10 protein-coding genes and 1 pseudogene are annotated in these 11,377 nt (G+C 66.7%); all 11 read right to left on the bottom strand.

Going from position 1 to position 11,377, the window contains the following annotated elements:
* Positions 1-377, bottom strand: a pseudogene (locus tag ABZ824_RS39500) (DNA-directed RNA polymerase subunit beta); the annotation flags it as partial.
* 408 nt (positions 378-785) lie between these two features.
* The gene (locus tag ABZ824_RS39495) at positions 786-1,514 is read right to left on the bottom strand and encodes a hypothetical protein (protein WP_356970017.1); all 729 of its coding nucleotides are present in this window, start codon (positions 1,512-1,514) and stop codon (positions 786-788) included.
* 10 nt (positions 1,515-1,524) lie between these two features.
* Complete coding sequence (locus ABZ824_RS39490) at positions 1,525-2,265, bottom strand: hypothetical protein (protein ID WP_356970016.1); 741 nt, start codon at positions 2,263-2,265, stop codon at positions 1,525-1,527.
* Between the two features lie 103 nt (positions 2,266-2,368).
* Positions 2,369-3,610 (bottom strand): MlaD family protein, encoded by a 1,242-nt coding sequence (locus ABZ824_RS39485; RefSeq protein WP_355072058.1) that lies wholly within the window; start codon positions 3,608-3,610, stop codon positions 2,369-2,371.
* Positions 3,607-4,845, bottom strand: coding sequence for an MCE family protein (locus ABZ824_RS39480; protein ID WP_356970015.1), 1,239 nt, complete (start codon positions 4,843-4,845; stop codon positions 3,607-3,609). Before ABZ824_RS39480 ends, ABZ824_RS39485 begins: the two co-directional genes overlap by 4 nt.
* Complete coding sequence (locus ABZ824_RS39475) at positions 4,842-6,074, bottom strand: MCE family protein (protein WP_356970018.1); 1,233 nt, start codon at positions 6,072-6,074, stop codon at positions 4,842-4,844. Before ABZ824_RS39475 ends, ABZ824_RS39480 begins: the two co-directional genes overlap by 4 nt.
* A 37-nt stretch (positions 6,075-6,111) precedes the next feature.
* Positions 6,112-7,122, bottom strand: coding sequence for an MCE family protein (locus ABZ824_RS39470; RefSeq protein ID WP_355072054.1), 1,011 nt, complete (start codon positions 7,120-7,122; stop codon positions 6,112-6,114).
* Complete coding sequence (locus ABZ824_RS39465; RefSeq protein WP_355072053.1) at positions 7,122-8,198, bottom strand: MCE family protein; 1,077 nt, start codon at positions 8,196-8,198, stop codon at positions 7,122-7,124. The genes ABZ824_RS39470 and ABZ824_RS39465 overlap by 1 nt, the downstream gene beginning before the upstream one ends.
* Positions 8,195-9,544, bottom strand: a complete 1,350-nt coding sequence (locus ABZ824_RS39460) for an MCE family protein (protein WP_356970014.1) — start codon at positions 9,542-9,544, stop codon at positions 8,195-8,197. The genes ABZ824_RS39465 and ABZ824_RS39460 overlap by 4 nt, the downstream gene beginning before the upstream one ends.
* Positions 9,541-10,404 carry an ABC transporter permease gene (locus tag ABZ824_RS39455; RefSeq protein WP_355072049.1) on the bottom strand — a complete coding sequence of 288 codons (864 nt, stop codon included), beginning with the start codon at positions 10,402-10,404 and terminating at the stop codon, positions 9,541-9,543. The genes ABZ824_RS39460 and ABZ824_RS39455 overlap by 4 nt, the downstream gene beginning before the upstream one ends.
* Before the next feature lie 3 nt (positions 10,405-10,407).
* The gene (locus ABZ824_RS39450; protein WP_355072047.1) at positions 10,408-11,202 is read right to left on the bottom strand and encodes an ABC transporter permease; all 795 of its coding nucleotides are present in this window, start codon (positions 11,200-11,202) and stop codon (positions 10,408-10,410) included.
* Positions 11,203-11,377: the final 175 nt, after the last annotated feature.

The following is an 11,377-nucleotide window of genomic DNA, read 5'->3' as shown; positions in this document are numbered from 1 at the left end:
AACTCCGCCGTCACGAACAACGGAGCCGCATACGTCATGTCCTTGTCCTTGCACTCATCGATCGAGGCCTTGACCTCTTCGAAGCGCGGATCGGAGAAGGACAGGGACATGGAGCCGGAGAAGTCCTCGATCGGAGAAAGCTCCTCGAGTACCTCCTCGAGGCCACCGACTAGGCCGACGTCGCCGCGAGCCGCCGCGCGCTCACGCCAATCCGGCGAACCGATCAGCCAAGCGAACGATTCCGTTTGTAGATCGAGAAGCCCGGGCACCTCCAAGGGTTCACGGATCTTCGCGAAAGACACCCGCAACGGGGCTCCGGGGATTCCGGCAACTGCCTTGGTCTGGGTGGAGACTGCCAAGATGCGTCCTTCCAGCACCTCATGCGCGTCGCGTGGTGGTCCGCGACCGTCGCTTGTCTGCTACGAATTCCGCTGGTTACTACCCGAACGAAACTCGAACAGGCAACAACGGAAGTAACACCGGAAGGGTGAACTTACGTGTGCAAATCGAGGTATGGACAGGAGGCAGCCAGCGCAACGTCCAAACCTACACCCAAGTACACGGGGGTGTCAAAGTACCACCCGTGTGATCGTCCGCATGGCTGCCGCGCCGGGCCGAATCCGCTGGCTGCGTCCTGACCCACGGTGCACTGGAAGCCACTGTGACAGCTGCCGCTGTTGTGAATAGCGTGACGGTTCGGGCGAAACTCGTCAAGTGGCAGACCCGGCCGGGGCGCCGGCGAGATCGCCTGCCGCGCTGCGTCATCCCGGCCGATGTGGTAGCCGTTACTGGTCCACGATGTCGCTGGCCAGCCAGCGACCGCCCACCTTCTGCATGTGCAGGACAACCGGGCCCGAGACGCTCTGCTGCGCCACGCCGTCCTTGGTGGCGCTCACCACCAGATTGACGATCAACTCGGCGCGATCGTCGGTGAGCAATGTCACAGCAATCGGATCGGCTTTTGCATCGGCACTGGTCTGCGCCTGCTTGACCGCCGAAATAGTGGTGTCGGCGTACTTGTCCAGATCGGCGAGCATCTTCCCGGTGAGCACCTGCTTCGCGGTGTCCCGATAGCCGTCGATCTTCTTCACGTCATAGGCGTAGACGGTCCGCAGCGCGTTGTCGGCGGCCGCGCGCACCTCTTGGGTGGCCTCGTTGTCCACGTAGGCCTGATTCGACGTGTCCACGCCGGGCTGTTGCGCGGCGAGCCACGCGAAACCCCCGAGTAGGAGCGCGGCGATCAGCAGGACCGCGCTGACACCCCAGCGCGGCCGTCCGGTCGTGCGCCGCGGACGGTCCTTGCCGCGCGAGATGATCTCGCGCCATCGAGAGGCACCCGCAGAGCTTTGTTCGGCGCGGGGGTTGTCCGATTCCGCGGCGGGCCGGGAAACGCCCGCCACGCGCGGTTTGCGGGCTTGTGCGGGCCGTTCGGTGCGCGAGGACGCGGTACGGGGCGGTTCCGCGCCGGGCCTGCGCTTGGAGGTGACCCGGTTGACCGGTCGGCGAGACGTCATGGGTGTCCTCCTACGATCCCGGCTTCGGCGCGGCGGGCGGCTGGTCGGCCGCGGGCGCGGTCGGCTGCGCGGCGGGCCCGCCGCTCAGCAACACCGGCTGGCTGAGCGAGGAGATCTGCTCGGCCTTCCAGACCTCACCGTCCTTGGCCAGGTCCACGGTCCAGGTGTAGCGGTAGTCGGCGGGCGGCTTGTCCTTGCCCTTCTCGGTGACCTGCAGCACGACCAGCGCCGACGCCTTGTCCTCCTCGCTGTTGAGCGAGGTGAGCGCGGAGCCGAGCACCTTCGAGGTCATCCCGACCCCACTCTGCTGCGCCATCTGCTCCGCCTGGTCCTTGTTCTTCGTGGCCGAGTCCAGCAACGCTCCGGTCATCGAGGACCGGGCCAGCGCCAGCGAGCCGGGCACGTCGTCCAGGTTCATCGAGGTCATGTTGAGCGCGGCTTGGCGCGCGGCGTCCAGGGCGGTGTCCCTGGCCTCGGCGCGCGGGCCGTCGGTGAACGCGGCCCGTACCCAGCCCGCGCCGAACCATGCGGCGCCGGCCAAAGCGATGACCAGCAGCACGGCCGAGCAGACGAGGACCACCCGGCTGAGCACGGACGCACCACCGAGGCGAGCGGACTCGGCGCCTGCCCGGTCGGTGACTTTCCGATCACCGGCGTCGGATTGCGCGGTGGGCGTTTCCGCCGCTGTCGTCACGGTGTCCGGCGCGTCCGGCGCCGCCGCATCGGACCGCTTGGTCAGATCGGCGGTCACGACAGCGCCTCGCCGTCGGTCGGCTCGGTCGCGCTCCACGGCATGCCCGTGGTTCGCTCGCTCCAGTCACTCACGCGAGACACCCTAACGTCATTGCTCCTGGTCACCGCTTGGGCGTGACCCCCAGCAGGGTCGACAACTGCACGGCCACCGGAGTCAGGTTCAGCTTTTCCGGATCGGTTTTGGGGTTGGAGTCCCAGGGCTGGACGATGGCCGGATCGGCGAGATCGGCTCGTTCGCCACCCCGGACGGCGGTCGGATTGCCGAACGGCACAAGACATTTGGCGTCCTTGTTGAACGGGAACTCGTCGCGCGTGTCGTCGAAGTTCGGGTTCTGCGCCTTCATCTGTTCGAGAATCCGATGCGTGCCCTCGTAGCCCACCGTACAGGCGGGCGGATTGTTGGTCTCGAGCACCAGGCCGAAGTGACTGGTCCCGTCGCCGGGCGCGGTCGAGGAACCGCCGATCGACAGCTGCGGGAGCATCTGCAGCAACGGCTTGATCGCGTAGAACTTCGGTGAGATCGCCTGCAACAACAGCCGCAGATTGGACAAATCCTGGGTGAGCGAGCCGCCGCTCTGCTCGAGCAGCGCGCCGATCTGCTCGCCCGCGTCGGTTCCGGTGCCGATGAGCCTGCGCACGTCGGGGTCGCTGGAGCGCAACTGGGCGGTGAGCTTGTCCAGGCCGTCGCTGAATTCGCGGATTTGCGCGGACTGCTCGGCCTGCGTGCCGAGGGCGACCCTGCCGTCGCGGACCAGCTGGATGGTCTGCGGCAGCGTCTGATGGAAGGTCTCGGTGAATTTGTTCAGCGAGTCGATCAGCACCTGCAGATCGTCGCCCTTGCCGTCGAACGCCTTGCCCAGTTCGCGCACCGTCGTGTTGAGCGCTGTCAGGTCCACCGAGCTGGCGAAGGTGTCCACGCTGGACACCAGTTGCTCGACCGACACCGGCAGGGTCGCCGAGGTGATCACCGAGTTGTCCCGCAGGAACGGGCCGGCGTCCGAATCGGGCTGCAGATCCACGTACTGCTCACCGATCGCGGACCGGTTGGCCACCACGGCTTTCGCCGACGCCGGGATCTTCGGTGCGCTCGAGTCGATGACGAGGTTCATCACCACGCCCTCACCGGTGAGTTCCAGCTCACCGACCCGGCCGACCGGGACGCCGCGGTAGGTCACCTCGGCGCCTTTGTAGATGCCGCCGGTCTGCGCCGCGCGCAGCTTCACCGTGTACTGGTTGAGCCCGAACATGTGGTCGAGCCGGATGTATTTGCCGCCGACGTACACGACGCCGAGCACCGCGATGACCACGAACGCGATGAGCTGCCACCGCACCAGACGCGTCATCGCGGACCACTCCCTACGCCGAGTTGCTCGAGAATCGCCCCGACCGGACCGGGCACGCCGGGCGCGGGCGGCTGCGCCATCAGCGGCGGCAGCGGCAGGATCGACACCGTAGGCCAGCCCGGACGCGGACCGTTGCCGTTGTAGTACGGGTTGGTCGGGTTCACCGGCACCGGCGGACCGACCGGCGGGATGTACACCGGATCGGGTTTGCCCACACCCAGGTTGCTGAGCGTGACGCCGATCTGCTGGTCGACCGACAACCACGTGTTCACACTGCCGCCGAAGGTGCTCTCCAGCGCCGAATCGGGGAACGGGTAGGTCGGGATCAAGGGAACCGCGGTGACCAGATCCGGCGCCGACCGGCCCAGTTCCTGCAGCGTGGGCCGCAGCGAGGTCAGGTCGCGGATCAGGTCGTCCTTCGCGGTGTTCAGCACGTCGAAGCCTGCCTCGCCGAGCCGGTCCAGCTGCGCGAGCAGGGCGACCAGTTGCGGGCGCTGCTCTTCCAGGATCTTGATGCCCTTGGGCAGCTCGTCGAGGATCTTGCCGATCTGATCGGTCTGCTTGCTCACCCGGCTGCTGAGCACGTCGAGACCGTCCAGCGCCCGGGTGATGTCGTCCACCTGCTGGTTCAGGCCGTCGATCAGCGTGTTCGCCTGCTCGATCAACGAGCGCACCCGGTCCTCGCGGCCGCCGAGGGTCTTGTTCAACTCGGTGACGATCGGCTGCAACTGCGCGACGCCACCGCCGTTGAGCAGCAGCGACAGCGCGCCGAGCACTTGCTCCACCTCGGTGGCGTGCCGGGTGCGGTCGACCGGGATGACCGAGCCGTCGGCCAGCCGGGTGGACTCCGGCTCGGCGGCGGGTTTGGAGAGCTCGATGAACTTCTCGCCGAGCAGGTTCGATTGCCGGACCTCCGCCCGCGCGTTCGCGGGCAGGTTCACCGACGAGTTGACCACCGTGCGCACCGTGGCGGTCCACTGGTCCTTGCCGATGCTGATCTTCTCGACCCGGCCCACCGGCACGCCCTCGACCTTGACCGCCGACTGCGGCACGAGGTCGAGGACATCGTCGAACTGGATGTCGATGTGCATCGGATGCTCGCCCACGTCGGCGCCGCCGGGCAGGGGCACGCTGTAGATGCCGTCGGAGGCGCACGATGTGATCAGCGCGCCGGTCAGGCCGAGCGCCAGCGCCGCGCCGAAACCGCGTGCGAGCGAACGGATTCGAGTGCTCATCGCGCCCCTCCCTGCGACGGCGGAAGCCGGTCCGACGGCGTGCCGGGCACGGTGCCCGGCACCGGATCGCGCTGCTGGTTCTCGCCGCTGAGGATGCCGAACGGCAGGTTCAGCGTCGGGGTCTGCACCCCGGAGGTGATCTGGTCGGTGATCTCCTTGCAGTGGTCGAGGATCGGCCGCATCTGCCTGCCGAGCGCCTCGAACTTGGGATCGCCGGGCATCAGCTTGGACAGGTCGAGCATCTTGCACACCACGCCGAACGGGTCCTGCAGTTCGGGGAAGTTCGCGCGCATGTCGAGGGTCCCCGATTCGGCGTTGTGCACGTTGATCAGGTTGCTCAACGCCAGCGGCAGGACCGGCAGCAGGGCGGCCACGTCGTTGCGCTGATCCGACAGCGTCTTGGTGAGCTGGGTCAGTTTGTCGGCGTTGCTCGCGATCAGGTCCCGGTTGTCGTCGATGAAGCGGGCGACGTCACCCAGCGCGATCGACAGCAGATTCAGTGCCGCTCCGAGATTCTGCCGCTCGTCGGCGAGAAAGGACGACAGGTCGGCCAGCTGGGTGTTGAACTGCCGGACCTGCTGGTCGTTCTGGGCCAGCATGGTGATGAAGGCCTGCAGGTTCTTGACCGTGTCGAAGATGTCGCCGCGGGCGTCCGACAGGTATCGCGCCGCCCTGGACAGCTGGGTGAGGCTGTTGGCCAGCGCCTCGCCATTGCCCGACAGGTTCGCCGCGCCGGTGCGCACCAGCTCGTTCACCGCTCCCTCGGCGTTGGCGCCGTTGGGCCCCAGCGCGTCGGAGAGTTCGGTGATGCTCTTGTACAGCTGGTCGACTTCCACCGGCGTGGCCGTGCGCTCGCGCGGAATGGTCGCGTTCCGCGCCATCTTCGGGCCGCCGGTGTAGGCCGGGGTGAGCTGGATGTAGCGATCCGACACGATGGACGGCGTGATCTGCGCGGCTCGCGCGTCCGCGGGCACGTCGTACTTGCGATCCACGCTCATCACGATCTTGACCTGATCGCCCTGCGGCTCCACCGAAGCGACCGAGCCGACCGGCACGCCGAGAATGCGCACGTCCGAGCCCTCGTAGATGCCGACCGAGCGATCGAAGTAGGCGGTGATCTTGGTCGTGGTCAGCCGGTCGAACAGCCACCACAGCACCACCGCCACCAGCACGGCCAGCACGACGACCAGCGCGATGCCGACCTTTGCGCCGCGGCTGGAGCCGCGCACCGCGCCGACCGGATCGCTACGCCAGTTGTCCGCCACGTCAGTTACCTCCCAAGGTGCGGATCGGCTGACGGTAGCCGGGGATTTCGGGCAGTGCGGGCGGCACCACGTTGACGATCACCGCGTCGAACCAGCGCCCGGTGCCGAGCACACTGGCGTAGAGGCTGTAGAACGGCGCCGCGAGTTCCAACGTCTTCGAGACGTTCTGCTGGTTGTCGTTGAGCAGGTCGATGGCGGCGCGCAGATTCTTCAGCGCGGGCCCGATCTGCTCCTCGTTGTCGTGCACGAGCGCGCTCAGCTCCGCGGAGACCGTCTTGGCGCCCGACAGCAACTGCCTGATGGACTGCTGGCGGACGTTCAGTTCGGCGAGCAACTGGCCGCCGTTGGCGAGCAGCCGCTCGAACTGGGCGTTGCGGTCGGCAAGTATCTGCGTGGTCTGCCTGGTCGCGGCGAACAGCTTCTTCAACTCCTGATCGCGCTTGGCCAGCGTCTCCGACAGCCGGGCGACGCCGTCGATGGAGCCGCGGATCTCCGGCGGCGTCGTCTCGAAGGCGTCCGACAGCACCTGCATGCTCTTGGCCAGCTGGGTGGTGTCGATCTGATCGATGGTGCGCGCGGCGTCGGTGAACGCGTCCACCACGTCGTACGGGGAGACCGTGCGCGAGAGCGGGATCCGTGAACTGGGATCGGCCGGCTTCGAGCCTCGCGGATCGAGTGCGAGGTACTTCTGGCCGAGCAGCGTCTTGATCTGAATGGACGCGGTGGTGTCGTTGCCGATCCAGGTGTCCTTGGTGCGGAAGTCCACGAGCACCCGGTCACCGTCGAGCCGGACGTCGGACACCGACCCGACCTTGACGCCGGCCACCCGGACCTCGTTGCCCTTCTTCAGGCCCGCCGCCTCACGGAATTCCGCGGTGTACTTGGTCCCCGCGCCGATGATCGGCAGCTGATCCAGGAAGAACGCCGACACCGTCACCAACAGCACCACGGCGAGGCCGAGCGCGCCCAGGAACGCCGGGCTGCGCTTGCCGAGCAGAATGCGATCATCCATCAGCGAGCCTTCCCGTGGCAGCGCGGCGCGGCGTTGGTGTACAGCGGCTGGTTGATCGTCGGCAGTCCTGCTGGCAGGTTGAGCTGCGGCGCGTCGACGGCGCCCGGCCCGACGACGATGTCGATGCCGCACAGATAGAACTGGAACCAGGAGCCGTAACTCGCGGCGCGCCCGAGCTTCTCCATCTTGAGCGGCAGGTTGGTCAGCGCTTCGTTCACCTCGTCCTGGCGCTCGTCGAGCGTGCCGGTCAACTGGCTCAGACCCGCGATCGACCCTTGCAGGGTCGGACGCACCGGGACGAGCAGGTCGGAGGTCGCCGAGGTCAGGTTGGCCAGCGAGGTCACCGAACGGCCGATCGTGTCGCGATTGGCGTTGAGGCCGCTGATCAACGCTTCGGTGTTCACGATCAACTGATCGAACTGGTCGTCACGCTGATTGACGGTGTCCAGCACGGCGGTCAAATTGCGGGTCAGCTCACCGATCACGGCGTCCTTGTCGGCGATCTTGTTGGTCAGGTTCGCCGTGGTCGCGACGAGATCGTGGATCGTGCCCTGCTCACCCTGGAAGACCTGGATGATCTCGAAGGAGAGCTTGTTCACGTCGTCGGCGGTCAGCGTACGGAACAGCGGCCGGAAGCCGTTGAACAGCGTGGTCAGGTTCAGCGCGGGCCTGGTGTGCTCCAGCGGGATGGTGCTGCCCTTGTTCAGCTTCCGTCCCTGCTCCCCGGTCCCCTGCTCCAGCGCGATGTAGCGCTGGCCGACCAGGTTGCGGTACTTGATCGTCGCGGTGGTCGACGCGGGCAGCCAGTCCCGGTCGGTGAGGTCGAATTTCACCTCGGCCAGGCGTTTGTCGACGATCGAGACAGCGGTGACCTTGCCGACCCGCACGCCCGCGATGCGGACCTCGTCACCGGGATTGAGCGAGGTGACGTCGGTGAACCTGGCCTTGAAATGCGTGCCACCGCCGCTGTAGTTGGCGATCGACAACGCGAGCACGGTGGTCACGAACAAGGTCACCACGACGAAGATGACCAGCTTGGTCAACGGCCCGCCCAGGCCGCGCAGTTGCTGCTTCATCGCACGCTCACCTCGCTTCCACGGAACGCGGGCGCGCCGACCCTGGTCACCCAGCCCGGCACCTGATCCGGGGCGACACCGTTGGCCGCGCCGTAGATCGCGCCGAGCGACTGCTGCTCCATGGGGGAACCGGCGATCGTCGGCATCTTGCTCGCCGGGTGGACGCCGAACTGCGGCGGCTCCAGATGACCGGTCTGCTGATCACCCGGGTTGCGACTCGGGACGGCGTAGGAGCCGTCGTTGTTCGGGCCGCCGGTGTACTGGCCGGGATCGGCGCCCAACGGCATCTCGGGGATGCACCACGGCCCCCTGGTGTCCAGCCAGCGCGGTTCGTCCTGGTTGGGCAGATACTTGCCGCGGGTGTTGGTCAGCTCGATGGTCACTCGGGAACCCGGGTTGTCGGTGCCCTTGCCGAAGATCCGGTCGATGCGCGGCTTCAGCTGCGCGAAGTTCGCCAGCGCGCAAGCGTAGTTCGGCGAGTAGTAGGCCAGCTGCTCCAGCGCGGGACGGGAGTCGGCCGCCACGTCGACGATGTTGTCGCGGTTGGCGAGCAGGAACTCGGTGGTGGTGGCCGAGGTCGGCGTCAGCGTCGCGTACAAGGCGTCGATGTCGGTGCGCCGCTGCACGATCGTGGCGTTGGTGGTGCGCAGGTTGTCCAGGGCCTGGATCAGCTGCGGGGCCGCGTCGGAGTAGGTGGCCGCCACCTCGGCGAAACTGCGCAGGTCGGCCCGCAGGTCCGGAAGCACCACGTTGACCTGGCGGAATATGTCGTCGAGCTTGTCCAAGCTCTCGCCGAGCGCCGTGCCCTGCCCGGACAGCGCCTGAGAGAGCGCGCCCAGCGTGGCCGCGAGATCCTGCGGCGGGATGGCCTGGAGCAAGGGCAGCACATCGTCGAGCAATTTGCTCAACTCGATGGCGTTGCCGCTGACGTCCTGGTGCAGCGTCACGCCGTCGGTCAGATGCTGTGGGCTCGGCTGCTCCGGGATCACCAGGTCCACGTAGCGCTCGCCGAACAGCGTCTTGGGCAGCAGGCGCGCGGTCGCGTTGACGGGAATCTGCTGCGCCTTGTCCGGATTGATGGCCAGGTTCAAGGTCACCTCGCCGCCTTCGGAACTGCTCGAGCGCACCTCGCCGACGGTGATGCCACGTACCTTCACGTCCGCGTTGCGAGTCAGCGCGTTGCCCACGCTGTCGGTGATCAGATCGACGTCCACCGTCTTCACGAATTGCTTGTTGTAGATCGCGATGGTGGTCCACAGGAACAACGCGACCACGACGAAGAACGCGATCCCCAGCGCCCGAGTACGTAGCTTCGCGGTGGAGCGCCAGGTTTGAGTGCGGCTCATCCGGCCACCCGCACCGTGGTGGTGGTGCCCCAGATCGCGAGGCTGAGGAAGAAGTCGAGCACGTTCACCAGGACGATCGCGGCGCGGACCGCGCGGCCGACCGCGACGCCGACGCCCGCGGGGCCGCCGGTGGCGTGGAACCCGTAGTAGCAGTGCACCATGATGATCACGAACGCGAAGACCAGCACCTTGAGGAACGAATAGAGCACGTCCTCCGGTGGCAGGAACAAACTGAAGTAATGGTCGTAGGACCCGCTGGACTGCCCGTTGAACCAGATGCTGATCGTCCGCGACGCGATGAACGTGCCGAGCAACCCGACGATGTAGAGCGGGATCACCGCGAGGAACCCGGCGATCACGCGGCTGGTGACCAGGAACGGCACGCTGGGTACCGCCATCACCTCGAGCGCGTCGATCTCCTCGGAGATCCGCATGGCGCCGAGCTGCGCGGTGAAACCGCAACCGACCGTCGCCGAGAGCGCGAGCGCGGCGACCAGTGGCGCGATCTCACGGGTGTTGATGTAGGCGGTGAGGAAGCCGGTGAGCACCGAGCTACCGAGCGCGTCGAGGGCCTTGAAGCCCTGCAGGCCGACGACGACGCCGACGGAGCCGGACATGAACACGATGACGCCGATGGTGCCGCCGATCACCGCCAGCGCGCCGGTGCCGAAGGTGACCTCGGCGAGCAGCCGCATGACTTCCTTGCGGTAGTGCACCGCGGTCCGCGGGATCCACGCGATGGCCCGCGAGTAGAACGACATCTGCTCGCCCGCGCGATCGATGACGTTGAGCGGCATACGAGCGACTTCACCCACCCGGCGCATGGACTTGGCGACCGGGGTTCGGTATGACGTGGCCATCTGTCAGGCACCCTTTGCGGGGACGACCTGTAGGTACACCATGGTCAGGATGAGGTTCACGAAGAACAGCACCATGAACGTGATCACCACGGATTGGTTCACCGCGTCACCGACTCCTTTCGGGCCCCCCTTGGGATGCAGCCCTTTGTACGCGGCGATGACGCCGGCGAGCAGACCGAATACCGCCGCCTTGATCTCACCGATCCACAGGTCCGGCAGCTGAGCGAGGGCGGAGAACGACGCCAGGTAGGCGCCGGGAGTGCCGCCCTGCAGCAGGACGTTGAAGAAGTACCCGCCGGCGATGCCGACAACCGACACCAGTCCGTTGAGCAGCAGCGCGACCAGCATCATGCCGAGTACGCGCGGCACCACCAGCTTTCGCACCGGATCGATGCCGAGCACCTCCATCGCGTCGATCTCCTCGCGGATGGTCCGCGAGCCGAGATCGGCGGCCACCGCCGACCCGGCCGCGCCCGCGATGATCAGGGCCGTCACGACGGGAGCCGCCTGCTGGACGGTTGCCAGCACACTGGTCGCGCCGGTGAAGGATTCCGCGCCGAGCTGCTTGATCAACGAGCCGGTCTGCAATGCCACGACCGCGCCGAACGGAATCGCGACCAGCGCGCTGGGCAGGATCGAGACACTCGCGATGAACCACGACTGCTCGATGAACTCCCGCCACTCGAAGGGGCGGCGGAAAGTCTTTCGCAAAACGTCCAGGAGCAGCGCAAAGATGTTGCCGGCCTGGGCAAACCCCGACTCCAGGGGAGTTCGCAATCGCGCCAGGGTCGAATTCACGATCGCAGATGTTACCCGTTAGTTGTGTTGTGTCGCACGGTGGTGTCGAAAGCACCACCTTGATAATTAGCCAGGTCGCCGCTGTTGTATGCCATCACCTGCGTATCGTCGTTGTCGTCAAGTGATTCACGGATCGCGACCTGCGCGGCATGCGGCAGCGTATGCATGATCTCGC

The organism is Nocardia sp. NPDC047038 (genome assembly GCF_040644075.1).
Classification (GTDB): domain Bacteria; phylum Actinomycetota; class Actinomycetes; order Mycobacteriales; family Mycobacteriaceae; genus Nocardia; species Nocardia sichangensis.
The sequence above is the reverse complement of the archived record's forward strand: the minus strand, read 5'-3'. Positions and strand labels throughout refer to the sequence as shown.